Origin of the sequence: Herbidospora galbida (genome assembly GCF_005233835.1) — a bacterium.
GTDB lineage: Bacteria > Actinomycetota > Actinomycetes > Streptosporangiales > Streptosporangiaceae > Herbidospora > Herbidospora galbida.
On record NZ_SZQA01000017.1, the window covers coordinates 13720 to 38276 of the forward strand.

Consider the following 24557-nt stretch of genomic DNA (forward strand, 5'->3'; position numbering starts at 1 on the left):
CGATAGCGTCCGGGCCATGGACCTGACATGGCCCCAAGTGCTGGCGTGGCGGCTCGGCCGTCAGTTCGTGACCTCCCCCGGCCCCGGCGCGGTGGCCGTGGCCGAACGGCTCTGCGGGGTGCAGGCTCAGGTCGCGTCCTCGGCCGAGCTGGCGATCTCCCTCCGGCTCGGCCGACCGGCCGGGCCGGAGATCGAGCAGGCCCTCTGGACCGACCAGACCCTCATCAAGACCTGGTCGATCCGGGGCACCCTGCACCTGCTGCCGACCGCGTCCTGGCCGGTCTACCGCGCGGTCCTGGGCACCCTCCGTTACTGGGACAAACCCTCCTGGCACCGGGGCAGCGGCGTGTCGGCCCAAGAGCTCGACGCCATCATCGGCGCGGTGCCCGAGGCGCTCGCGGGCGGGTCGCTGACCAGGGAGGAACTGGTCGACGCGGTGATCGCGGTGACCGGCGACGAGCACCTGCGCGAGAAGCTGGCCTCCGGCTGGGGCCAGCTGTTCAAACCGCTGAGCTTCCTCGGCGAGCTCTGCCACGGGGTGCCGCGCGGCGGCAAGGTGACGTTCACGGTGCCGCCGAGGGTGGGGGAGATGTCGCCCGAGGAGGGCGGCGTCGAGCTGCTGCGGGCCTTCCTGGGCGCCCACGGCCCGGCGAGCATGGCCGCCTTCGACGGGTGGCTGTTCCGGGGGCTGACCCGGCGCGCGGTCCTCCGCCGGTGGTTCGCCGATCTCGCACCCGCGACGATCACCGTCGAGGGCGAGGAGCTGTTCGTCCTCCCCGAACACGTCGACGACCTGAGGGCGGCCCGTCCGTCGGAGGAGACCTACCTGCTGGCCGGCTTCGACCAATACGTCATGGGCGCCCCCCGCGACCTGGAGCCCCTCCTGCCGGCGGCCGCCAAGGCGGCGGTCAGCAGAACGGCGGGCTGGATCTCCCCGGTCGTGGTCCACCGGGGCCGCGTGGTCGGCACCTGGGACGCCCGCGACGGCGTGCTGACCGCGACCATGCTGGAGGAGGCGCCCGGCGTGGAGAAGGCGGCCGAGAAGGTCGTCGACGTCCTGGACAGACCCCTCACGGTCGTGGTGACCCGGGCCTGACCGGCCGGAAGCGGAGCCGGTCGCCCGGCCTGAGCTGGGCCACCTTCGGCAGGTCCGCCGTGGTCACGACGCCGATCACCGGATAGCCGCCGGTCGGCGGGTGGTCGGCGAGGAAGACGATGGGCTGGCCGTCCGGCGGCACCTGGATCGCGCCCGCGACCATGCCCTCACTGGGCAGCTCCCCGGTCCGCGCCCGCCTGAGCGCCGTCCCGGTCAGCCGCGCCCCGACCCGGTTGCTGTCCTGACTCACTCTGTACGCCCCCGCGCACAACGTGGCGAAACCGTCGTCGGTGAACCAGTCGTCCCGGGGCCCGCGCACCACCTCGACGGCCGGGTCGGCCGAGATAGGGCGCTGCGGCGCGACGTCGGCGTGCAGTCCGAACATCGGCTCACCCAGCGGCAGGACCGTTCCCGCCGCCAGCGGCGCGGGCCCGAGCCCGGAGAGCGAGTCGGTCGACCTGCTGCCCAGCACCGGCGGCACGCAGATCCCGCCCCTGACGGCCACATAGGTCCGCAGTCCCTCGTAGGGCGCGCCGATCTCCAGCGTCCGCCCGGGAGCCACCCAGAAGGGCGCCCACATGCCGCCCGTCGAGGTCGGCGCCGGCGCTCCGGCCAGCGCCACCCATGCACCCCGTCCGAACCTGAGCGTCGCCCCGCCGAAGGTGAGCTCGATCGCGGCGGCGTCCTCGGCGTTGCCCACCAGCCGGTTGGCCAGCCGCAGGCTCGGCAGGTCGGCCGCCCCCGACCGGGGCACGCCGAGATGGGCGAAGCCGCGCCGTCCGAAGTCCTGGACGGTGGCGTAGGGACCGGGGACGACGACCTCGACGTCGCGTCCTTCCGCGCCGGACGGGTCGCGATGGCCCCCGCCGGAGATCTCGTGATCTGGTCGTCCGGTCACGCGGCGACCATCCGGACCCGCGTGCCCGGCCTGAGCAGGGCGGGGGAGTCGCTCGTCACGTCCCACACCGAGAGGGTGGTGTGTCCCAGCAGGCGCCAGCCTCCCGGTGAGGCGGCGGGATACACCGCCGAATAGGCCCCGGCGATCGCCACCGCCCCGGCCGGCACGGCGGTCCGCGGCCGGTCGAGCCGGGAGACGTGCAGAGAGGAGTCGAGGCCCACCAGGTAGGCGAACCCCGGTGCGAAGCCCAGCCACCCGGCCACGAACTTCGAGCCCGTGTGCCGGGCGATCACCTCGTCGACGGAGATCCCCGCCAGCGCGGCCACGTCGGCGAGGTCGGCGCCGTCGTACACGACCGGGATCTCGACCGTCTCCCCGCCCGCGTCGTGCAGGGGGGCGTGGTCGAGCTGCTCGATCAGGGGGATCAGCTGCTCGGCCCGGCCGCCCACCACCAGCACCGTCTCGGGCCCCGGGACGATCTCCTCCACGTCGGTGAGCAGCCGCAGACGGGCGTCGAGCCGGTGGGAGGCGGCCAGGGAGCCCGTCTCGACGAGCAGGGCGCGCTCGCCCACCCGCCGGATCACGCGAACGCCTCTACGGCCACACCCGCGCCGGTCAGCGCGTCGCGGACGGCGCGCGCGAGGCCTACCGCACCCGGAGTGTCGCCGTGGACGCAGATCGACCGCGCCTCCACCCGCACCTGCGACCCGTCGACGGCCGTCACGACGCCCTCGCGGGCCATCCGGACCGCCCGCGCGGCCACCTCGCCGGGATCGTGCAGCACCGAACCGGGTTCGCGCCGCGACACCAGGGCGCCCTCGGGGGTGTACGCCCGGTCGGCGAAGCACTCGGCCACGGTCGGCGCCCCCAGCCCGTGGACCGCCGACCCCGGCAGCGTCAGCACCGGCAGCGGGCCGTAGTCGGTCACCGCCTCGACCACGGCGCGCGCCTGCACCGCGTCCCAGATCACCCGGTTGTAGAGCGCTCCATGCGGCTTCACGTAGGTGACCCGCCCGCCGACGGCCCGCGCGATCCCGTCGACCGCCGCCAGCTGGTAGAGGATCTCGGCCCGCAGCTCCTCGGCCGGCACGTCCATCTCACGCCGCCCGAACCCCGCCAGGTCGCGGTAGGAGACCTGCGCGCCGATCGCCACGCCGCGGGCGACCGCCGCCTCGCACACCCGGCGGATCGTCAGGGGGTCGCCCGCGTGGAAGCCGCAGGCCACGTTGGCGCTGGTCACGATCTCCAGGAGCGCGTCGTCGTCGCCCAGCGTCCAGGCCCCGAACCCCTCGCCGAGGTCGGCGTTCAGGTCGATCCTCATGATCCCCAGCCTAGAGGGGCGGCTCGTCGGGGATGTCGGCGATGTCGTCGAGGGCGGCGGCGAGTTCGTCGGGGTGGTCGCCGATGCGCTCGGCGATCTCGATCAGCACGTGTAACACGTCGTGGCGGTCGTGGCCGAGGTCGATCAGGCGCTGGGCCGCCTCCCACATCTGGGGCGGGTCGCCGTCCCACAGGCGCTTGGCGATCTCCTCGTGCCAGGCCAGGTGCTCGGCGAAGTCGGGCCGCGACAGCTCCCCGGCGTGGTCCATCTCCAGCAGGATCCGCCGGTCGGCCTCGTCGGCGGGGTTGAGGCGGTCGAGTTCGACGTCGCCGTACATGCCCTGGAGGACCGGGAACACGAACGCCCGCCGCGCGAGCGCGGAGAGGTCGCCGTCGGGCAGCAGCCGCTCGACCAGCTCGCGGTCGAGCCCGAACGACGTCGGGTCGCGGTAGGCCACGCCGAACCGGGCGGTCGCCTCCCAGACCGCGTCGAGCGTCGCCCTGATCGCCTGGTCGGGCAGGCCGATGCGGGCCCCCGCGAAGCGCACCCAGGCGGCCAGCACGTGGGGCATGGCGTCCTGCTGCGCCGGGGTCAGCATGATCTTCCGGGGCAGCCAGTCGAGCAGGAACGTCTCGCACTTGGCCGGGCTGACCCGGTGCGGACGGCCGAAATCCTGGTCGCAGCCGTAGTCGATGATGTGGTCGGCGCAGCGCGAGGCCGCCGACGGGTCGCTCAGGTTCTCGGCCGCGTCGCTGGCCAGGAACTCGGCCGCGAGCATGGCCCGCCGCTCCCGCGTGTAGGGCGCCTCGCTGTGGGCCGGGGCCGGCCGCTTCCGGCCGGGCGGCAGCGCCTTGATCCGGGAGCGCGCGAAGGCGTGGTAGGCCGAATAGCTGTCGCTGACGACCTTGGGCGCCTTGCGGTCGTAGGCCTCCTCGCGGGCCGCCTTCATGGCGAACTCCAGCAGCGCCCGCGCCTGCTGCGGCTCGATCTCCTCGAACCGGAGCATCGGGTTGCCCGCGGCCTCTAGGCCGGCCTGCTCCAGCAGCTTGTCGACCTGCGTGGAGACCCAGGCGTCGCGGGCCATGCCGCGCATGTTGTAGTCGACGACGAGCACCAGCGCGTGGGTGTCGTCGCCGTTGTAGGCGAAGGTGCTGACCACCGTGTCCTGGTCGCCGTAGATGTCGCGGGAGACATAGCAGCCCTGCGGCTTGACCGCGCCGACGCGGTCGGCCCAGCCGGGGCGGGCGACGTCGGACTCCATGAGGGCCAGCGCGGCCCCCTCGGCCTTGGCGGCCTGCCGGGCGGTGCCGAGGTAGGCGACCGAGATCAGCAGCGTGAGCGCGGCGGGCGTGCCCGCCTTGGCGGCGTAGTCGACGAGGCCCTCTCCGAGGATCTGCTCCACGTCGCCGCCGCGAAGCCGCTTCCCCCACCAGGCGCCCAGCATGTCGGACACCATGAGCTCGGCGTCCAGCGGACTCCTGACGGCGAGTAGCTCGCGGGCCGCGAGGAGCATCTCCGCGAAGACGTCGTCCGGCGGATTTTCCCGGGGATCTCGTCTCCGTCTTCGACTCACTGTTCTACCTTCTCGCATTACGACGCCAAAAGGCACCGTAACGCGGCCCGGTGACTACCCCGTTATTTATCTCCTGCCCGGAGGCGCGGAGTTGACCAGGGCGAGAAGGTGCTCCCGGGCGATGCGTTCGATGCTCGCGGGAGTGACGTCGACACCGAGGTGCTCGGTGCAGGCCCAGACGTCGTCGACGCATCGTTCGACGGTGACCAGGGGGACGGTGAGGAATTCCTCGGAGAGCCGGGCGGTGAGGGCCTCACGTGTTCCAGCGCGTGTCGCGGCGGCTGTGGAGCTCGTGGCGAGAGTAGGCATAGAGGCAGGCATCCTCGCTGAATGTGGGAATTCCGGTGCTCGGTGGGGCACCGGTTGTCGGGCGAAAGTGCCGTCTCTCATTCCATAACTTTCCGCGCTGGTGTCAACCCTCCGCGTGGTTTTGTTACATGAGCCAAACACACCAGGGTGACGCGTGCGAAGCTGGAAACATGTACATCCGGCTAACACAGCGTCCCGAGGCCGACGAACTCCTCGGGCGCAGTGGCCTGGCCCTGCTCGTCGGCATGCTGCTCGATCAGCAGATCCCCATGGAGTGGGCGTTCCAGGGTCCCCACACGATCTCCGAGCGGCTGGGGCACGACCTCGACGCCCACGAGATCGCCGCGATGGACCCGGAGGCCTTCGCCGCGATACTTTCGGCGAAACCGGCCGTGCACCGTTATCCCGGCTCGATGGCCGGGCGGATCAGGCAACTGGCGGCCCATCTGGTGGACCACTACGATGGCGACGCCGAGCGGGTCTGGGCCGACGCTGGCAGCGGAGCCGAACTGCTGCGCCGCCTGACGGGCCTTCCCGGGTTCGGCAAACAGAAGGCGCAGATCTTCCTGGCGCTGCTGGGCAAACAGCTCGGCGTTCAGCCGCCGGGCTGGCGCGAGGCCGCGGGGGCTTACGGCGAGGAGGGGGCGTTCCGGTCGGTCGCCGACGTGGTCGACGCCGGCAGCCTCGCCAAAGTGCGGGCGACCAAGCAGGAAGCGAAGAAGGCCGCCAAAAAGTAAGTCAGATCTTGCTGCGCGAGGTGGCGCTTTTTTGACAGGATGCGTTGACCGCATGCCGGGCGGGGCTTCCGTCCGTGCGTGCCCATCGCCGATGATGTAGGGCAGAACTGCGCTACTCAATACAGTTATGGAGATGTGCCTCGTGGGAGACCCTGGCACGCGACGGAGGTGCCGACCATGAGCGCCGAAACCTCCGTGCCCCGTCCCCGGGAGTCGGGTTTGGACATCTCAGACTCTGCCCTGTTCAAGGGCCTCATGTCGGAGGCTCCCTACGCCTTCGCCTTCTTTGACACCACTGGCCGTTTTGTCCGTGTCAACTCGACCTTTACCGAGCTGACCGGGATCGCTGTCGACCGGCATATCGACCGCCTCCCCGCCGACATCCTGTCGGCCGACCTGGCCACCGTGATCGACTCCGCCCTGCGCAGGATCAACGACGACCGTCTTCCCGTCACCGACCAGCGGCTGCGCACCCGCGCCGAGAACGGCGACGCCCGCCACTGGACCATCTCGTTCTTCCCGCTCCACGACGACGAGGGCGCCGCCATCGGCACCTCCCTGTTCGGCGTCGACGTCACCGAGCGCCAGACCACCGAAGAAGACCTGCGCCGCAGCGAGGAGCGCTACCGCTCGCTCGTCGAGTCGCAGCAGCAGCTCGTCTGGATCACCTCGCCCAGCGGCGCCGTCGTCGAAGACGCCCCGCAGTGGCGCGCCATCACCGGCCAGGGGCTGGAGGAATACCTCGCCCACGGCTGGCTCGACGCCGTCCACCCCGACGACCGCCCGGCCGCCGAGGAGGCCTGGCGCGAGGCCCTGCGCGGCCGGACCATGTTCGAGTGGAGCTACCGCGTCCGCACCCGGGCCAGCGGCTACCGCGACTTCGAGGTCCGGGCCGTCCCGATCATCCGCCACGGCCGCGTGGTCGAGTGGGTCGGCGCCAACTCCGACGTCACCGCCCAGCGTGAGGCCGAGGAGATGCGCGGCCGGCTGACCGACCAGCTCGGCGCCGCCGCCCTGCGCACCGCCCGGCTCCAGGGCGCGACGGCCATACTGGCCGAGGCGCTCACGGTCGAGCAGGTCGTCCAGGTCATCATCGACGTCGGCCGCACCGCCCTCGCCGCCGACCACTCCGCCGTCGCGCTGCTCGACCCCGACCGCGGCACCCTCAAGGTGATCAACTCCGGCGCCATCCCCGACGCGGGCGGCGCTCCCGGCGAAGACATCTCACTGTCGCGCTCCAGCGTGATGACCATGGCCGTGAACAGCCGCCGCCCGGTCTTCGCCGAGTCGCCCGAGAGCCTGCGCGCCCAGCTCACCGACGCCGGCGGGGAGACCGACCAGATCAACGGCTTCCTCGCCCACACCCAGGAGCGGGCCTGGGTGGGCCTCCCGCTGCTGGCCGCCGGACGCGCGCTGGGAGCGCTCCGTTTCTCCTTCACCCGCCCCCAGAAGATCTCCCAGGAAGACGGGGTGTTCCTGGAGGCCCTGGCCGGTCAGTGCGCGCTGGCCGTCGAGCGGGCCACCCTGTTCGAGCGCGAGCACCGCACCGCCGAAACGCTCCAGCGCAGCCTGCTCCCCGAGCGGCTGCCGGTCGTGCGCGGCCTCGTGCTGGCCCAGCGCTTCCGCTCGGGCTCGCGCCACGTCCAGGTCGGCGGCGACTGGTACGACGCCTTCGTGCTCCAAGACGGCCGGGTGGCCGCCGTGGTCGGCGACGTCATGGGCAAGGGCGTCAAGGCCGCCGCCGGAATGGGCCGCATCCGCAACGCGATGCGCGCCCTGGCGCTGACCAACCCGCCGCCCGCCGCGGTGCTCACCGGCCTCGACCGCGTCTTCGAGGCGACCGAGGAGGAAGAGCAGGTCACGACGCTGGCCTACATGGTCGTCGAACCCACCACGGGCGAGGGCACCCTCGCGCTGGCCGGCCACCCGCCGCCCCTGCTGGTCTCTCCGCAGGGCACCGCGATCCTCCAGGAGAGCGACCAGCCCGGCACCCCGCTGGGCTGGGCCACCAGCCGCAAGCAGTTCCGGTTCGCCGTGCCGCCCGGCCACACGGCGGTGCTCTACTCCGACGGTCTCGTCGAAAACCGCAAACGGGGCTTGGACGCGGGCCTGCGGGAGCTCTCCGCGGTCGTCGCGGAAGCTCCAGAGGAGATCTTGACAAGTCCCCATATGTTGCTTGATTTCCTGGTGGACCGGATGTTGTCCGGGTATGAACAGGATGATGACGTCACGGTGCTTGCGGTTCATGTCCCCGCTGCCACGAAGAGTGACTGAATGAATCAGTCATAACGGTTGCTTTCGGGTATCGGTGACCGGCTTCCGTACGCACCAGTGTCTCGGTCGGCCTAGGGTGGAGGGCAACCGGCCGGAGGTGGCCGTACGGGGTGTCGCGGCGTGCCAGAATGGTTTGTCGCCCTCCGCGCGGCCTCGCCATCGGAAAAGAAGCAACCACCTGGGTCCATTCTCGCCATGCGTTCGTTCGAGAGGTGTTCGTGTCGCCTGCAAGTTCGACTCGCTCGAAGCCGTCGGAGCTGAACGAGCCAGTGATTCAGCAGCTCCTCGAGCGTGGGCGCTCGCAGGGTTTCCTCGAAGCCGAGGATGTCCGCCGGGCCGTCGAGGAAGCGGACATTCCGGTACCGCAAGTCGCCGGAATCCTGCGTAGCCTCAGCAAAGAGGGCATCATCGTCAGGCTCACCGCCGAAGACTCCGCGGGGCCGAAGAAGGCGAAGCCCCCCGCGAAGAGCCGTGCCAAGGCCGCGCCCGTCAAGAAGACGTCCACCAAGGCCGCCGCCGCCAAGGAGTCGCAGCCCGAGACCGTCACCGCCGTGGTGACCGATCCGGCGCCCGCTCCGGCCGCGAAGAAGCCGGCCGCCAAGAAGGCCGCCCCGGCCGCGAAGCCCACCGCGTCCGCGAAGAAGACCGCCCCCGCAGCCAAGCCCAAGGCCGATGCGCCGGCCACGGGTCCCGCCACCCCCGCAGGCAAGGCCGACACGAAGCCCAAGTCGGCCGAGCTGTCCGAAGACGACGACGACATCGAAGACGTCGACATCGAAGACTTCGACATCGAGGACATCGAAGACGTCGAGGTCGACGTCGAGTCCGAGGAGACCGAGACCGAGGGCGACTCCGAAGAGGAGACGACCGACGAGCCCAAGGGCGCCGAGGTCGTGGCGAAGGTCGAAGAAGAGGTCCTGATCCTCACCGACGACGACGATGACGCCCCCGTGGCGCAGGTCGCCGCCGCCGGCGCCACCGCCGACCCGGTGAAGGACTATCTGAAGCAGATCGGCAAGGTCCCCCTGCTCAACGCCGAGCAGGAGGTCGAGCTCGCCAAGCGCATCGAGGCCGGCCTGTTCGCCGAGGAGCAGCTGGGCACCGACGGTGACCAGCTCCCCGTCGACGTCCGCGCCGAGCTCGAGTGGATCGCCGAAGACGGCCGCCGGGCCAAGAACCACCTGCTGGAGGCCAACCTCCGTCTGGTGGTCTCGCTGGCCAAGCGCTACACCGGCCGCGGCATGCTGTTCCTGGACCTGATCCAGGAGGGCAACCTCGGTCTGATCCGCGCCGTCGAGAAGTTCGACTACACCAAGGGCTACAAGTTCTCGACCTATGCCACGTGGTGGATCCGGCAGGCGATCACCCGGGCCATGGCCGACCAGGCGCGGACGATCCGCATCCCGGTCCACATGGTCGAAGTGATCAACAAGCTGGCCCGCGTGCAGCGCCAGATGCTCCAGGACCTGGGCCGCGAGCCCACCCCGGAGGAGCTGGCCCGCGAGCTCGACATGACCCCCGAGAAGGTCATAGAGGTCCAGAAGTACGGCCGCGAGCCGATCTCGCTGCACACCCCCCTCGGCGAGGAGGGCGACAGCGAGTTCGGTGACCTGATCGAAGACTCCGAGGCCATCGTCCCGGCCGACGCCGTCAGCTTCACGCTGCTCCAGGAGCAGCTCCACAGCGTTCTGGACACCCTGTCCGAGCGCGAGGCGGGCGTCGTCTCGATGCGGTTCGGTCTGACCGACGGTCAGCCCAAGACCCTCGACGAGATCGGCAAGGTCTACGGCGTGACGCGCGAGCGCATTCGTCAGATCGAGTCGAAGACGATGTCCAAGCTGCGTCACCCGTCGCGTTCGCAGGTCCTGCGCGACTACCTCGACTAACGGATATCCGTTAATACGGCCCGGTATGCGATATTGCGTACCGGGCCGTATTAACGTTCTGTTTTTACGTGGGCGTAACACGAAAGTTGCGCGTGACCAACTCGTCACTTCTATGCTGCCGCCCCATGGGAGTAATCGAAGTGGATCGAGCACGTGCTCGGGGGCCACGAGTGATCCCGGACCGCCCATGGGCGGACATCATGCTGGACGAGGCGGTTCTGGCCGTTCAGCGCCGTAACGTCGAGGCGGCCATTCCCCTCCTGGCCGCCACCAGAGGCGATCCCGAAGTGCGCGCCCTGCGTATCGAGGCCCTCTCCCGCGCGGCGGTCGGAATGAGCCGCGGCATCGAAAGCCTCATCGCCCGGGATCAGGCCAATCCCGATTTATGGCTGTGGCTGGGCAGAACCAGAATCGAGGAAGCCTTCGAGATAAAACCCGAAGTGAAAGCCCGGGCCGTGCAGGCCCGCAGGCTGGAGGCCTACCACTCCGCCATGGAGTCGGCCCGCCAGCCGCTCGTGACCGCGGCCGGCCTGATGCCCGCCGATCCGGTCCCCTGGGAGTCGATGCTCTGGCTCGCCGTCGGCCTCGAACGGCCGCGCAGCGACAAGGACTCGGTCTGGTACGAATGCGCCCGCCGCTGGCCGACGCTCTATCCGGCCAACGTGGCCAGACTGATCACGCTGTCGCCCGGCTGGGGCGGCACCGCGACCGAAATGCTGGAATTCGCCCGTACGGTGGTGGCCAAGGCCCCCGAAGGCAGCCCCCTGCCGGCCCTGATCCCCTTGGCCCACTTCGAGAACGTCGCCGCGGAACGCACTCCCATGTCACGGGGCGGCTGGTTCGGCTTCGACGCACAACGGGAGATCGTCGCCGCGGCGGGCCAGTGGTCGCAGCGCCGGATCGGCCCCGCCCACCCACGATCGATCGAGGCCCACAACGCCTTCGGGGCCGCGTTCTTCCTGTCCGACCTGCGACGTCCGGCGAGGGGACATCTCACGCGGACGGGTGGCCGGTTCAGCAGGCTGCCGTGGTCGCACCTCGGCGGGGAACCGGAAAACCAGTTTCAGCGGGCCTGTAACAAACTGAACGTCATCACGAACTGAGCACCACGTCGAGCCTGCCCGGGTGGAGCTCGACGGCATGACCGAGCCTGGTCAGCAGGTGGGCGAGCTCGCCGGCGTCTTTCGCCGGGGCGGGGCTCTCCACCAGCGACCGGGCGATCAGACCCCGGGTGAGCTTGGCCATGTGGCTGACGACGGTGCCGTCGGCCCTGAGGACCCGCACCGCGACCGTCTCCCTCTTCGGCTTCCAGGCCGCCGCGTAGGTCGACGACCTGAGATCGACCACGAGCCCGGTGCCCTCGTCGAAGATCGGCGCGAGGGTGGGCTTCCAGAACGCGGCGAGGCCGCCGACGGGCGGGAGACGGACCCCCATCGAGAGGCGGTAGGGCGGGACCCGGTCGCCGAGCCTGAGTGCGCCCCAGAGCCCCGAGAAGACGACGAGCCGTTTGGTGGCACGGGCTCTGGCCTGGGAATCGAGCGTGGCGAGGCTGAGGGCGTCGTAGAGGACGCCGGTGTAGAGATCGGCGACCTTGACGGTCCGGGCCGATCGCAGGCCCCGGTTGCGGCTGATCTCGCCGGCCAGGCCCGGAGGCAGGCCCAGGACCTGGTGGGCCTGCTCGGGGGTGTGGCAGAGCTCGACGAGCGCGTCGAGGACCTTCTCGCGGGAGGAGGTCAGCTCGGGGAAGCTCAGCGAGCCGAGATCGACGGGACGACCCCGGCCGGAGGCCGCCTTGCCCTCCGAGGGCGGCAGGAGGATCAGCACGCGCCTAGCCTAGGGCGAAACCGCAGGCTGACGGCACGTCGTGCTGGTGAGCCGTAAAGGCGGAAAGAACGACGGCGTGACCAGGGAGAGCCTGGTCACGCCGCCGTCGTCGTTTTCGGCCGCCGGATCACCGCTCGTCGGGAGCGGCGGAGGCGGGTGTCGTACTGAGTCGGGCCGACTCGTCCTGGATCTCAGCGCCCTTGTCGCGCAATGCGGCCACGTGCTGTCGGCCGTGGTGTGCGCAGAACAGGAGTTCGGCGCCTACCGGAAGAGTCGCGCGAATGTAGGCCTGAGCGCCGCATCGGTCGCAGCGGTCTAGGGCGGTCAGCGGCTTGGTGGGGGCGAGAGCTCCAGTCACGTATCGCCTTTCGGGTCACCCCGTTGACCGGGGATGTTGGCGTCACAGTCACTTGGGACAACATCTAACCGGATGAGGGCGTTCCCAATCACCTCCTGACTACGCCGAGAGCGGAATGTTCCGAAAGGTGACGTGGATCACACCGCAGGTAACGAGAAGCCCTCGACAGCTGGCAAGCTGGTAGGCGTAAAACCACGCCTACCGCTAAGCTGCGTACGCGTGTTCGACTGTTGAGCGTGGGAGCTGGAGTGACGGTAGCGGAGACGGGTTACACGGCTCGTCATCTGTCGGTTCTGGAAGGTCTCGAAGCCGTCCGCAAGCGCCCGGGCATGTACATCGGGTCGACCGACAGCCGCGGGCTCATGCACTGCCTGTGGGAGATCGTCGACAACTGCGTCGACGAGGCGCTGGCCGGTTACTGCTCCCACATCGAGGTGGAGCTCCATCCAGACGGTTCGATCGAGGTGCGCGACAACGGCCGCGGCATCCCGGTCGACGTCGAGCCCAAGAGCGGCCTGGCGGGTGTCGAGCTCGTCTACACGAAGCTGCACGCCGGCGGGAAGTTCGGCGGCGGGTCCTACGGCGCCTCCGGCGGTCTCCACGGCGTGGGCGCCTCAGTGGTGAACGCCCTGTCGTCCCGGCTCGACGTCGAGGTCGACCGTGACGGGCGCGTCCACGAGATCAGCTTTCGCCGCGGCGTGCCCGGAATCTTCGACGGCGAAGGGCCGTCGGCCAAGTTCAAGAAGAAGTCGGGCCTGCGCGACGGCGGGCCCCTCGGGTCCCGGGTCACGGGCACCCGCGTGCGGTTCTGGGCCGACCTGCAGATCTTCCTGCCGGAGGCGGAGGTCTCGCTCGACGAGATCCACGTCCGGCTGCGGCAGACCGCGTTCCTGGTCCCCGGGCTGACGCTGTCGGTGCGCGACAGCCGGACCGAGGAGGTCACCGAGGAGACCTTCCGGTTCGACGGCGGGATCAGCGAGTTCACCGAGTTCCTGGCCCGCGACGAGGCCGTCTGCGACGTGCTGCGCATGCAGGGGCAGGGCCATTTCAACGAGACCGTGCCGGTGCTCGACGAGCAGGGCCACATGACGCCGACCAAGGTCGAGCGCGAGATGGTCGTCGACGTGGCGGTCCGCTGGGGCAAGGGCTACGACTCGACCGTGCGGTCGTTCGTCAACGTGATCGCCACGCCCAAGGGCGGCACCCACGTGCTCGGCTTCGAGCGGGCGCTGGTCCGCACCATGAACGAGTTACTGCGTGAGTCCCGGTTGCTCAGGGCCAACGACGACGGCGTGACCAAAGAGGACATCCTCGAAGGTCTGACCGGCGTGGTGACCGTCCGGGTGGCCGAGCCGCAGTTCGAGGGGCAGACCAAGGAGGTGCTCGGCACCTCCGCGGCGACCCGCATCGTCTCGACGGTCGTCTCGCGGGAGCTCCGCGAGATCTTCACCAACCCGCCGCGCGGGGCCAAGCAGCAGCTCAGGGCCGTCCTGGAGAAGATCGTCGCGGCGGCCAAGGCCCGCATCGCGGCCCGGGAGCACCGCGACAACCAGCGGCGCAAGACGGCGCTCGAGAGCTCGGCGCTGCCGGCGAAGCTGGTCGACTGCCGGAGCGACGGCGTCGACCGCAGCGAGCTGTTCATCGTCGAGGGCGACTCGGCCCTGGGCACCGCCAAGCTGGCCCGCGACTCGGAGTTCCAGGCGCTGCTGCCGATCCGGGGCAAGATCCTCAACGTGCAGAAGGCGTCGGTCAGCGACATGCTGAAGAACGCCGAGTGCGCAGCGATCATCCAGGTGGTGGGGGCGGGGTCGGGCCGCTCGTTCGACATCGAGCAGGCGCGCTACGGGAAGATCATCCTGATGGCCGACGCCGACGTCGACGGCGCCCACATCCGGTGCCTCCTGCTCACCCTGTTCCACCGCTACATGCGGCCGATGGTGGAGGCCGGGCGGGTGTTCGCCGCCGTGCCGCCGCTGCACCGGGTGGAGCTGACCAACCCGGGGCGGGGGCAGGAGAAGTACATCTACTGCTACTCCGACGCCGAACTGCACAAGGTCCTCAACGGGCTCCGCAAGCGGAACAAGAAGTGGAAGGAACCGCCCCAGCGCTACAAGGGTCTGGGTGAGATGGACGCCGACCAGCTGGCGGAGACCACCATGGACCCGCGCCACCGCGTCCTGCGGCGGATCCGGATCGAAGACGTCGAAGAGGGCGAGCGCATCTTCGACCTCCTGATGGGGAGCGACGTGGCGCCCCGGCGCGAGTTCATCGTCAGCTCGGCCTCCGACATCGACCGCGACCACATCGACGCCTGACCTCGCTCGTGACGACCTGGCCGCCCGCACGGGCGGCCAGGTCGTCACGTTGTACGGCCGCTGCCGCGGCGAATGGGCCGGCGGTCGAAACCGGGCTGGTGTGATCTGCACGCCTGCCTGGTGAGCGGCGTGTCGGGTCAGAGCATGCGGCGGAAGTGGTGGGTCCGGCCGACCGGGGTGAAACCCAGGCGGCCGTAGAAGTCCTTGGGCCAGTCGGCCTCGTCGGCCTCCAGGAACAGGGTCAGGCCGCCCGCTCGGCGGATCGCCTCCGTCACCACGGCTCGGGCGTGGCCCCGGCGCTGGTGGTCGGGGTGGGTCGACAGGTCTTCGAACTGGGCCATGCCCGAGGGCCGGTGGAGGTAGAGGTCGCCGTGGCAGACGATGGTCTCCCCGTCCCGTACGGCCAGGAAGGTCGTCTCGTAGCCGTCCTGGACGACGGTGGCGCGGCGTTCGGTGAGCTGGTCGAGTTCCTCCTCGGTCAGCTGGGGGAGGTCGGCGGCCCAGCTGGCCCGTACGGGCTCGTGGAGGTCGGCCAGGGTCACGGTCACCACGCGGGCTGAAACGGGCCCTGGTGCGCCCTGGTGGATCATCAGGAGGTTCGACTCGCGCTCGTAGCCCGCCTCGGTCAGCGCACCGGTCACGGCCAGCGCCGTGGGCTCGTGGTGGATCTCCACCAGGCGGTGGGCCGACCCCGCGAGGGCGCGGTCGGCCAGGGCCAGGATCTCCGGCGCGTCCGCCGGGCCGGTGATCACGACCTTGTTGTGGTGGTGCGAGGCGGCGTACCGGCGGTTGCGGACGGCGAAGCCGAAGAGGTGCTCCTGGACGTCGTCGGCCTGGGAGCGGATGTGATCCTCTTTGAACCGGAGGATCCGGTCGAGCTCGGTCATTACGCGGCGGCGTCCCGGCGGAATTCCTCGACCCGGGTGAGCTTGCCGGTCCGGACGTCGTAGATCGCGCCGCCGACCGACACCACGCCGTCGAGGAACGGGCTGGTGCGGATGCGGATGAGGTCGTGCCGCAGGGCGGCGTTCTGGTCGGGGACGGTGTGGAAGTCGAGGCTCCGGGTGTCGACACCCTGGGCCAGGGCCAGGTCGTGGATGTCGTCGTCGGTGACCTTCGTCATGCCGCAGTCGGTGTGCGGCATCACGAGGACCCGGTTGACGCCGAGGACGAACACGGCGACGACGAGGGTACGCAGCACGTCGTCGGTCACGCGCGCGCCCGCGTTGCGGAGGATCTTGGCGTCGCCGGGCTTGAGTCCCAGCAGGCCGAGGGGGTCGATGCGGGAGTCCATACACGTGACGACGGCCAGTCCGCGGGCGGCCGTGCCGGTCAGGCCGGAACCCGTGAACGTGGCGGAGTAGGTCTCGTTGGCCGAGAACAGATCATCGAAGGCACCGTTCATGTACCGAATGTTCCCGCAGACCGCATTCGTGACCTTTCCCGGGGTCTACCAATGCGATGAAGCACCGCCGAACTCGTGTCACCCTAGGTAATTATCCGTGACGTAAAGTCGCCGACCGTCTGAGGAGACCCGAGAGCATGAGCACCACCGCGCCCCTGTCCGACCATCTCCGCGCCCGCGCCCGCCACCGTCTCGACCGCGTGGAGCCGTCTGACGAGGGCCGCAACGCCCGCCTGGCCCTCGCGCTGATCGACGCGGCCTGTTATGTGGACACGCTGCCGGAGGACGACCCGTTGATCATGGCTCTGTGCGAGGCGGGGATGTTGAAGCCCGACGGGTTCGAACCGGGCGACCGTGAGTCGCAGCTGCTGGCCGACTGGGCGGGCGGCGACCCGGCGCAGTTGCTGGAGGCGCTGGCGAGGTGACGCGTCCGGCCGGGGGAGTGGGGTAATTGCCTGGCTTATCCGGCGACACCGGTATAGGTTCTTAGCCGGTTACATCGTTACGGGAAAGCAGGAGACGTCCATGGCCATCGCCACCCTCCATTCGTTCGTGTACGACTGCCCCGACCCCAAGGCCCTCGCCGACTTCTATGCGGAACTCCTCGGCTGGGAGATCGTGAAGGACGACACCGACTGGGTCACCATCGGTGACGGTGGCCCGGTGCACCTGGCGTTCCAGCACGCCCCCGACTACGTCCCCCCGGTCTGGCCGCAGGTCGACCACCCGCAGCAGGCCCACCTCGACGTCGTCGTCGACGACCTGGTCGAGGCCGGGAAGAAGGTCGTCGCCCTGGGGGCGGTCAAGCACCACCACCAGCCGGGGAACGAGGAGGGCTTCGTCGTCTACCTCGACCCGGCCGGCCACCTCTTCTGCCTCTGCGATTGACGTCTTATATTCCCGAAGGGGAATATAAGACGGTGGACGTGTTCGCCGTACTCGCCGAGCCGGCCCGCCGCCGCATACTCGACCGGCTGCGCCGGTCGGAGAGCAGCGTCGGGGATCTCGTGCGGGAGCTGTCGATGGGCCAGCCCGCCGTCTCCAAGCATCTCAAGGTGCTCCGGGAGGCCGGGCTGGTCTCGTCGCGTACGGCCGCGCAGCAGCGCATCTACCGCGTCGAGCCGCGTCCGCTGGCGGCCCTGGACGAATGGCTGGCGCCCTACCGCCGCCTCTGGGACGACCGCCTCGACGCCCTCGAAGCCCACCTCGACAGCCAGGAGTAGGCCATGGAACTCGCCGACGTCACCGCCGGCCCAGCAGACGACGGCCGCTGGACGCTCGTCTTCACCCGCGACCTCCGCCACCCGCCCGAGAAGGTCTGGGCCGCGCTGACCGAACCCGGCCGGCTCAGAGAGTGGGCCCCGTTCGAGTCCGACCGCGATCTCGGCACGCCCGGCGACGCCACCCTGGTCATGGACGGCGCCGGCACCGAGGAGACCATCCTCAGGGCCGACCGCCCCCACCTGCTCGAATACACGTGGGGCGGCGACCTTCTCCGCTGGGAACTCGAACCCACGGAGTCGGGCACCCGCCTGCGTCTCTCCCACACCATGCCGGGCCCGGAATGGGCGGCCCGCAACGCGGCCGGCTGGCACGTCTGCCTCGACACCGCCGACCTCCTCCTCGCCGGCACCCCGCAGGGCCGCGTGGTGGGCGACGACGCCCGCGACCACGGCTGGCAGGACCTCCGCGACGCCTACGAGACCAAGCTGTCCTGACCCGAGGCCGGTCGGCAGATGGGGGCATCCGGCAGGGCGCCGGTCGTCTGCGGGTGAGCCCTTCTCACGCACCGCCAGGTACAAGAGGCCTGCGAAGATCCAGCTCCTACGTCCCGGCGGGTGAACCGCGGGGCCCATCTGCCCGGATCAGCCGACCTCCTCCGGGTGGAAGCACAACTCCACGTTCTTCTCCGCCGCGAACAGCTCCAAGGCCCCGACCGCGTCGTCCACCTCCCGCCCGAACCTCCTCCGGGCCAGGTCGACGAGGGTCGCCGTATCGAAGAGCCGCAGGATCTCCGTCGCCAGGATCACGGTCGGCGGCTCCGGGCCTTCGGTCTCGGTCGCGATCTCGACCGGGTCGTCGACCGTGAAGCCGCCGTGCGTGAGGTGCCACAGCGGGCTCGACCAGCCCGTCTGGTCGGCGACCAGGTCGCCGTAGGCGATGGCCAGGTCGGCGACCTCATAACCCGCCGGGACCACCGCCGTGGACACGGGAGGCGTCTGGCTCACGGCCTCGGCGTGGGCCCGGATGGCCGCGCACAGACGGTCGGCGGCCTCCAGGATCTCGCTCACAAGGCTCCGCCGATCGCCGAGACCGTGTGGGTCAGCCGCACCCCGGAGCCGTCGCGCCGGCCGATCTCGTCGGGCAGGGGCACCGGCTTGCCGACCGACGACACCGCCTTCGCCGGCCCCGGGCCGGCCCAGGCCAGCAGCAGCACGTCTTCGCCCTTGAGGAAGCGCTGGGCGCGGACGCCGCCCGTCGCGCGGCCCTTGGCGGGGAACTCGGCGTAGTCGGAGATCTTGCCGCCGCCGATCTGGGTGCCGGGCAGGGCGGTGGACGAACCGGCGATGGTCACCACGCGGGACTCGCGCGACGGGTCGATCGCGCCGAACCAGATGACCTTCGCGCCCGGTTCGACCCGGATGCCGGCCATGCCGCCCGCCGGGCGGCCTTGGGGGCGGACGTTGGTGGCGGAGTAGCGCAGGAGCTGGGCGTCGGAGGTGATGAAGACCAGGTCGTGGTCTTCGGAGGTGAGTTCGACGGCGCCCACCACCGTGTCGCCGTCGCGGAGGCCGATGACCTCGAACTCGTCGCGGTTGGCCGGGTAGTCGGGGACCACCCGCTTCACGACGCCCTGTTCGGTGCCGATGGCCAGGCCGGGGCCGTCGGGGTCGAGGGAGCCGAGGCCCACGACGGTCTCGTCGGCGGCCAGCGAGACGTATTCGGCCACCGGGTGGCCGCCCGCCAGGGACGGCGGGTTGGCCGAGGCCGGCAGGGTCGGCAGGTCGACCACGCTCACCCGGATCATGCGGCCGAGCGAGGTCACCACCCCGACCTCGCCACGCACGGTCGAGCGCACGGCCGACACGAGCACGTCGTGGACGGTGCGTTCGCCCGTGGCGGGCAGCGGGGAGGCGTCGGCCGTGCGGGCCAGCAGGCCGGTGGAGGAGAGCAGGACCAGGCACGGGTCGTCGGCGACCTCCAGGGGCACCGGCGCGAGCGCGGCCACCCCACCCTCCAGCAGGAGCGTGCGCCGGGGGGTGCCGTAGGTCTTGGCGACCTGGGCCAGCTCGTCGGAGACGACCTTCCGGAGCTTCAGGTCGGAGGAGAGGATCTCGGTGAGCTCCGCGATCTCGCGGGTCAGCGTCGCCTTCTCCTTGTCGAGCTCCAGGTTGTCGTAGCGGGTCAGGCGGCGCAGCGGGGTGTCGAGGATGTAGTTGGCCTGGATCTCGCTCAGCGAGAAGCGCTCCATCAGGCCGCTCCGGGCCGCCGCCGAGTCGTCGGAGGTGCGGATGACCTGGATGACCTCGTCGATGTTCAGCAGGGCGATGATCAGGCCCTCGACCAGGTGCAGCCGCTCTTCGCGCTTGCGCCGGCGGTGGAGGGACCGGCGGCGGACGACGTCGATGCGGTGCTCGACGTACACGGAGAGGAGTTCGCGCAGGCCCAGGGTGCGCGGCTGGCCGTCGACGAGGGCCACGTTGTTGATGCCGAACGTCTCCTCCATCGGCGTCAGCCGGTAGAGCTCCTCGAGCACCGCCTCGGGGTTGAAGCCGTTCTTGATCTCGATGACCAGCTGGAGGCCCTTGTGCCGGTCGGTGAGGTCTTTGAGGTCGGCGATGCCGGTCAGCTTCTTGGACGTCACCAGTTCCTTGATCTTGGTGACGACGCGCTCGGGGCCCACGTTGTAGGGGAGCGCGGTGATGACCAGGCCCTTGCGGCGCGGGGTGACGTTCTCGACCGTCGCGGTGGCCCGCATCTTGAAGGTGCCGCGGCCGGTCCGGTAGGCGTCGTGGATGCCCGACAGGCCGTTGATGTAGCCGCCCGTGGGCAGGTCGGGGCCCGGGATGAAGTTCATCAGGTCGTCGAGCGTCGCGTCGGGGTGCTTCAGCAGGTGCCGCGCGGCCGCCACGACCTCGACCAGGTTGTGGGGGGCCATGTTGGTCGCCATGCCGACGGCGATGCCCGTCGAGCCGTTGACCAGCAGGTTGGGGAAGGCCGAGCCCAGGACCGAGGGCTCGGTCTCCTGGCCGTCGTAGTTGGGCTTGAAGTCGACCGTGTCCTCGTCGATCGACTGCACCATCAGCATCGCCGCGTCGGACAGGCGGGCCTCGGTGTAGCGCATGGCGGCCGGCAGGTCGTCGGGCGAGCCGAAGTTGCCGTGGCCGTCGACCAGCGGCAGCCGCATCGAGAACGGCTGGGCCTGGCGGACCAGCGCGTCGTAGATCGCGCCGTCGCCGTGGGGGTGGAGCTTGCCCATGACCTCGCCGACGACGCGGGACGACTTCACGTGGCCCCGGTCGGGGCGCAGCCCCATCTCGTTCATCGAGTAGAGGATGCGGCGCTGCACGGGCTTGAGCCCGTCGCGGGCGTCGGGGAGCGCGCGCTGGTAGATGACGCTGTAGGCGTATTCCAGGAAGCTGGTGCGCATCTCCGCGGACACGTCGATGTCGACGATCCGCTCCTCGAAGTCCTCGTCGGGCGGGGGGCTGGTGGTTCGTCGGGCCATGTCGAACATTTTGCCGGTCCGCACCGACGCTTGCGACTCAGACCTTCGAGACTTCCGTCTTGTACAGGCGGAATCCCCTGGCCTCGTAGTTCCCGCGGGCCGCCGGGGAGTCGAGGGAGCAGGTGTGCACCCAGACTCTCTCGGCCGACGACCACGCCCGGGCGGTGCCGAAGTGCAGGAGGTGGCCGCCGAGACCCTTGCCGATCGCGAAGGGCATCAGCCCGAAATAGGCGATCTCAACGTCGGAACCCTGCGGTTCCAGGGCGATGTAGCCCGCCGGGGTGCCGCGGAGGTAGGCCACCCAGGTCTCCACGCCCAGGTCGAGCCAGGAGAGCCACTGTTCGTCGGTCCAGTCGCGGCGGTCGGTCCACTGCCAGCCGCCGCCCACGGCCGAGTAGAGGAAACGATGGAAATCGGCCGAGGGGATCTCGGCCCGGACGATGTCGACATCGTCGCGCGGGGGCCGGGCGGGGCGCAGATCGGAGGGGGCGGTCTGTTCCAGGTACCAGGTGGTGACGTCCACACCCGGAGATTACTGGTACTAAGGACACCGTGAGCGAAGAGGAGATGCTGCGCGAGGAGGCCGAGGAGCGCCTGAGGGCGCTCGCGGGCGACCACGCGACCCTGCGCGACGACCAGTGGACCGCGATCAAGTCGCTGGTCCTCGACCGCAGGCGCACGCTGGTGGTGCAGCGGACCGGCTGGGGCAAGTCGGCGGTCTACTTCATCGCCACCGCGCTGCTGCGCGAGCTCGGCGAGGGGCCGACGGTGATCATCTCGCCCCTGCTGGCGCTGATGCGCAACCAGATCGCCGCCGCCGAGCGGGCCGGGATCCACGCCGTCAGCGTGAACTCGGTCAACCCGGGCGAGTGGGAGAAGATCTACGGCCAGGTCGCCGAGGGGCTCGTCGACGTGCTGCTGGTCAGTCCCGAGCGGCTCAACAACCCCGAGTTCCGCGACCAGGTGCTGCCCGAGCTGGCCGAGTCGGCGGGGCTCGTGGTGGTCGACGAGGCCCACTGCATCTCCGACTGGGGCCACGACTTCCGGCCCGACTACCGGCGGCTGCGCACCCTGCTGGAGGAGCTGCCGCCCGGCGTGCCGGTGCTGGCCACGACCGCGACCGCCAACGCGCGGGTGACGCGTGACGTCGCCGAGCAGCTCGGCGACGCGCTCGTGCTGCGCGGGCCGCTCGAACGCGACAGCCTGCGCCTGTCGGTGGTGACCCCCGGCGGGCCCGAGAAGCGGCTGGCCTGGCTGGCGACCGCGCTCAAGGAGCTGCCGGGCTCCGGGATCATCTACACGCTCACCGTCGCCGCCGCTTCAGAGATCGCCGCCTACCTGCGCGACCAGGGCTTCCCGGTGGTGGCCTACTCGGGGCAGACCGAACCGTCCGAACGGCTGGCCGCAGAAGACGACCTGCTCGCCAACCGGGTCAAGGCGCTGGTGGCCACCTCGGCGCTCGGGATGGGGTTCGACAAGCCCGACCTCGGGTTCGTCGTCCACGTCGGGGCGCCGCCGTCGCCGGTCGCCTACTACCAGCAGGTCGGCCGCGCCGGGCGCGGGGTGGCGCGGGCCGAGGTCGTCCTGCTTCCCGGTACGGAAGACCGCGACATCTGGGCCTACTTCGGCTCCCTGGCGTTCCCGCCGGAGAACCAGGTCAGGGCCGCGCTGGCCGCGCTCGGCGACCAGACGCTCTCGACGGCCGCGCTGGAGAGCCGGGTCGACCTCAGCCGCACCCGGCTGGAGATGATGCTCAAGGTCCTCGACGTCGACGGCGCGGTCCGCCGGGTGAAGGGCGGCTGGGAGGCCACCGGCGAAGAGTGGGCCTACGACGCCGACCGCTACAAGCGCGTCGCCGCCGAGCGCACCGCCGAGCAGGAGGCCATGCTCGCCTACCTCACCACCGACGGCTGCCGCGAGATGTTCCTGCGCCGCCACCTCGACGACGACACCGCCACCCCGTGCGGCCGCTGCGACAACTGCACCGGCGCGTGGTGGGACGCCGGCGTCGCCGAGACCGCCGTCAAGAGCGCCCACGACCGGCTCGTGCGGCCCGGCGTCGACCTCGACCCCCGCCGCCAGTGGCCGACCGGCCTCGACGACCTCAAGGGCCGCATCAAGCCCGAACTGTCGGCCGGCACCGGCCGCGCCCTCGGCCGGCTGACCGACATCGGCTGGGGCACCCGCCTGAGAGAGCTCCTGGCGGGCCCTGACCAAGACGTACCGGACGACGTCTTCGGAGCCGTCGTGGAGGTCCTGAAGACCTGGGGCTGGGAGCAACGGCCGGTCGCCGTCGTCAGTGTCCCCTCGGTGTCCAAACCCCGGCTCGTACGCAGCCTCGCCGAGCGCCTCGCCCAGATCGGCCGCCTCTCCTACCTGGGAGAACTCGGCTACCGCAACGGCACGCCGGGCCGGCAGTTCAACAGCAACCAGCGGGTCCAGGCGATCAGGGCCACCCTGGCCATGCCCCGCGAACTGGGCGCGAAGATCGCCGAAGCGCAGGGCCCGGTGCTGCTGGTCGACGACCGGTCCGACACCGGCTGGACGCTGACGCTGGCCGCCGCACAGATCCGCCACGCGGGCGCACCGGTCGTGCTCCCCCTGGTGTTGGCGACCGCTACGTAGGTATAGGGGAGGGGTGCTTCCCTCCCACCGCGTCGCGGACGCCCTCGTCACCGTCACCGCCGATCAGAACCCCGTCGCCGGGCAGGACGTTCTCGTCAGGCAGACCGATCACGAGTTCCTGTTCGGCTGCACCGGCTTCGACCGCGACATCCCCTTGGCCGACCAGTGGTTCGAGCTGTTCAACTTCGCCACGCTGCCCTTCTACTGGGGGCAGTTCGAGGGCGAGATGGGCAGGCCGCAGACCGAGAAGCTGATGGAGATGGCGTGGTTCTTCAAAGACCGGGGGGTGCCGGTGAAGGGCCACCCGCTGGCCTGGCACACCCTCGCCCCCGACTGGCTGCTCGACCTGAACAACGGCGAGATCGCCGCCGCCCAGGTCGCCCGCATCACCCGTGAGGTCACCGACTTCTCCGGCGTGATCGACATGTGGGACGTGATCAACGAGGTCGTCATCATGCCGATCTTCGACAAGTACGACAACGGCATCACTCACCTGTGCCGCGACATCGGCCGCATCCCCATGATCCGGATGGTGTTCGACGCCGCCCGCCACGCCAATCCCTCCGCGACCCTGCTCCTCAACGACTTCGACATGTCGGCCGCCTACGAGTGCCTCATCGAGGGCGTGCTCGAAGCGGGCGTCCGCATCGACGCGCTCGGCCTGCAGAGCCACATGCACCAGGGCTACTGGGGCGAGGAGCGCACCCTGGAGACCCTCGACCGCTTCTCCCGGTACGGCCTGCCGATCCACTTCACCGAGACGACCATCGTGTCGGGGCACCTGATGCCGCCCGAGATCGTCGACCTGAACGACTACCAGATCGACGAGTGGCCCTCCACGCCCGAGGGGGAGGAGCGCCAGGCCGACGAGATCGTCCGCCACTACCGCACCCTGGTCGGCCACCCCGCCGTCCGGGCGATCACCTACTGGGGCATCCAGGACGGCGAATGGCTGGGAGCTCCGGGCGGTTTCGTCCGGGCCGACGGCACCCCCAAGCCCTCCTACCACGCCCTGCGGAACCTGGTCAGGGGCGAGTGGTGGCTGCCCGAGACGACCGTCCGCACCGACGAGGAGGGCCGGCTCCCGCTGCGGGGCTTCAAGGGGACGTACACGATCGAACACCAGGGCCGGACGGGCACGGTGAACCTCGGAAACGGTAGTACTCCGGGCGGATCCGCGATCGTCTGCGAACTCGTACCATGACGG

24 protein-coding genes are annotated in these 24557 nt (G+C 70.3%); 12 read left to right on the forward strand and 12 right to left on the reverse strand.

Annotated elements, in window-relative coordinates:
• Positions 1-16: 16 nt before the first annotated feature.
• Positions 17-1096 carry a DNA glycosylase AlkZ-like family protein gene (locus FDA94_RS18395; protein ID WP_246060022.1) on the forward strand — a complete coding sequence of 360 codons (1080 nt, stop codon included), beginning with the start codon at positions 17-19 and terminating at the stop codon, positions 1094-1096.
• Here FDA94_RS18395 and FDA94_RS18400 read toward each other — a convergent pair.
• From FDA94_RS18400 to FDA94_RS18420, 5 genes are all read right to left on the reverse strand, one after another.
• A complete protein-coding gene (locus FDA94_RS18400; protein ID WP_425460154.1) occupies positions 1071-1994 on the reverse strand; it encodes a 5-oxoprolinase subunit C family protein in 924 nt (307 codons plus the stop codon). The genes FDA94_RS18395 and FDA94_RS18400 overlap by 26 nt on opposite strands.
• Complete coding sequence (locus tag FDA94_RS18405) at positions 1991-2578, reverse strand: 5-oxoprolinase subunit B family protein (protein ID WP_137248306.1); 588 nt, start codon at positions 2576-2578, stop codon at positions 1991-1993. The genes FDA94_RS18400 and FDA94_RS18405 overlap by 4 nt, the downstream gene beginning before the upstream one ends.
• Complete coding sequence (locus FDA94_RS18410) at positions 2575-3315, reverse strand: LamB/YcsF family protein (protein ID WP_137248307.1); 741 nt, start codon at positions 3313-3315, stop codon at positions 2575-2577. The genes FDA94_RS18405 and FDA94_RS18410 overlap by 4 nt, the downstream gene beginning before the upstream one ends.
• Before the next feature lie 10 nt (positions 3316-3325).
• A complete protein-coding gene (locus tag FDA94_RS18415) occupies positions 3326-4828 on the reverse strand; it encodes a hypothetical protein (RefSeq protein ID WP_137248427.1) in 1503 nt (500 codons plus the stop codon).
• Between the two features lie 126 nt (positions 4829-4954).
• Positions 4955-5197, reverse strand: coding sequence for a hypothetical protein (locus tag FDA94_RS18420; RefSeq protein WP_137248308.1), 243 nt, complete (start codon positions 5195-5197; stop codon positions 4955-4957).
• A gap of 170 nt (positions 5198-5367) precedes the next feature.
• Here FDA94_RS18420 and FDA94_RS18425 point away from each other — a divergent pair, with 170 nt between their 5' ends.
• The 4 genes from FDA94_RS18425 (at position 5368) to FDA94_RS18440 (ending at position 11197) form a co-directional block, all read left to right on the forward strand.
• On the forward strand, positions 5368-5934 hold the full coding sequence (locus FDA94_RS18425) for an HhH-GPD-type base excision DNA repair protein (protein ID WP_083949785.1): 567 nt from the start codon (positions 5368-5370) through the stop codon (positions 5932-5934).
• A gap of 177 nt (positions 5935-6111) precedes the next feature.
• Positions 6112-8208 carry a SpoIIE family protein phosphatase gene (locus tag FDA94_RS18430; protein WP_137248309.1) on the forward strand — a complete coding sequence of 699 codons (2097 nt, stop codon included), beginning with the start codon at positions 6112-6114 and terminating at the stop codon, positions 8206-8208.
• Between the two features lie 218 nt (positions 8209-8426).
• Positions 8427-10094, forward strand: coding sequence for an RNA polymerase sigma factor (locus FDA94_RS18435; RefSeq protein WP_137248310.1), 1668 nt, complete (start codon positions 8427-8429; stop codon positions 10092-10094).
• A 200-nt stretch (positions 10095-10294) separates the two neighbouring features.
• Positions 10295-11197: a hypothetical protein gene (locus FDA94_RS18440; protein ID WP_246060023.1), complete on the forward strand. Its 903-nt coding sequence runs from the start codon at positions 10295-10297 to the stop codon at positions 11195-11197.
• Here the strand turns inward: FDA94_RS18440 and FDA94_RS18445 are convergent.
• Entirely contained in the window at positions 11187-11918 is a 732-nt protein-coding gene (locus FDA94_RS18445; RefSeq protein WP_137248312.1) for a YaaA family protein, read from the reverse strand. The genes FDA94_RS18440 and FDA94_RS18445 overlap by 11 nt on opposite strands.
• 127 nt (positions 11919-12045) lie before the next feature.
• A complete protein-coding gene (locus tag FDA94_RS40565) occupies positions 12046-12276 on the reverse strand; it encodes a DUF7455 domain-containing protein (protein WP_083973837.1) in 231 nt (76 codons plus the stop codon).
• A gap of 248 nt (positions 12277-12524) precedes the next feature.
• On the opposite strand from FDA94_RS40565, the gene FDA94_RS18455 reads away from it, so the two are divergent.
• Complete coding sequence (locus tag FDA94_RS18455) at positions 12525-14591, forward strand: DNA gyrase/topoisomerase IV subunit B (RefSeq protein WP_246060024.1); 2067 nt, start codon at positions 12525-12527, stop codon at positions 14589-14591.
• 137 nt (positions 14592-14728) lie between these two features.
• Here FDA94_RS18455 and FDA94_RS18460 read toward each other — a convergent pair whose 3' ends face one another.
• Positions 14729-15478, reverse strand: coding sequence for a GNAT family N-acetyltransferase (locus tag FDA94_RS18460; protein ID WP_137248314.1), 750 nt, complete (start codon positions 15476-15478; stop codon positions 14729-14731).
• Positions 15478-15996 (reverse strand): beta-class carbonic anhydrase, encoded by a 519-nt coding sequence (locus tag FDA94_RS18465; RefSeq protein ID WP_137248315.1) that lies wholly within the window; start codon positions 15994-15996, stop codon positions 15478-15480. The genes FDA94_RS18460 and FDA94_RS18465 overlap by 1 nt, the downstream gene beginning before the upstream one ends.
• 137 nt (positions 15997-16133) lie before the next feature.
• Here FDA94_RS18465 and FDA94_RS39290 point away from each other — a divergent pair, with 137 nt between their 5' ends.
• The 4 genes from FDA94_RS39290 (at position 16134) to FDA94_RS18480 (ending at position 17714) form a co-directional block, all read left to right on the forward strand.
• Positions 16134-16421 (forward strand): hypothetical protein, encoded by a 288-nt coding sequence (locus FDA94_RS39290; RefSeq protein WP_170991011.1) that lies wholly within the window; start codon positions 16134-16136, stop codon positions 16419-16421.
• Positions 16422-16521: 100 nt separating this feature from the next.
• Positions 16522-16884, forward strand: coding sequence for a VOC family protein (locus tag FDA94_RS18470; RefSeq protein WP_137248316.1), 363 nt, complete (start codon positions 16522-16524; stop codon positions 16882-16884).
• A gap of 38 nt (positions 16885-16922) precedes the next feature.
• Positions 16923-17219, forward strand: coding sequence for an ArsR/SmtB family transcription factor (locus FDA94_RS18475; RefSeq protein WP_246060025.1), 297 nt, complete (start codon positions 16923-16925; stop codon positions 17217-17219).
• Positions 17220-17222: 3 nt separating this feature from the next.
• The gene (locus FDA94_RS18480) at positions 17223-17714 is read left to right on the forward strand and encodes an SRPBCC family protein (RefSeq protein ID WP_137248318.1); all 492 of its coding nucleotides are present in this window, start codon (positions 17223-17225) and stop codon (positions 17712-17714) included.
• Positions 17715-17861: 147 nt separating this feature from the next.
• Here FDA94_RS18480 and FDA94_RS18485 read toward each other — a convergent pair whose 3' ends face one another.
• Genes FDA94_RS18485 through FDA94_RS18495 form a run of 3 tightly spaced genes read right to left on the reverse strand, consistent with a single transcriptional unit; the run spans position 17862 to position 21248 of the window.
• The gene (locus tag FDA94_RS18485; RefSeq protein ID WP_137248319.1) at positions 17862-18287 is read right to left on the reverse strand and encodes a hypothetical protein; all 426 of its coding nucleotides are present in this window, start codon (positions 18285-18287) and stop codon (positions 17862-17864) included.
• A complete protein-coding gene (locus FDA94_RS18490) occupies positions 18284-20725 on the reverse strand; it encodes a DNA gyrase/topoisomerase IV subunit A (protein WP_137248320.1) in 2442 nt (813 codons plus the stop codon). Before FDA94_RS18490 ends, FDA94_RS18485 begins: the two co-directional genes overlap by 4 nt.
• A 37-nt stretch (positions 20726-20762) precedes the next feature.
• A complete protein-coding gene (locus tag FDA94_RS18495; protein WP_137248321.1) occupies positions 20763-21248 on the reverse strand; it encodes a GNAT family N-acetyltransferase in 486 nt (161 codons plus the stop codon).
• A gap of 44 nt (positions 21249-21292) precedes the next feature.
• Here FDA94_RS18495 and FDA94_RS18500 point away from each other — a divergent pair, with 44 nt between their 5' ends.
• On the forward strand, positions 21293-23350 hold the full coding sequence (locus FDA94_RS18500) for a RecQ family ATP-dependent DNA helicase (RefSeq protein WP_137248428.1): 2058 nt from the start codon (positions 21293-21295) through the stop codon (positions 23348-23350).
• Positions 23351-23363: 13 nt separating this feature from the next.
• Complete coding sequence (locus FDA94_RS18505; RefSeq protein ID WP_137248322.1) at positions 23364-24554, forward strand: endo-1,4-beta-xylanase; 1191 nt, start codon at positions 23364-23366, stop codon at positions 24552-24554.
• Positions 24555-24557: the final 3 nt, after the last annotated feature.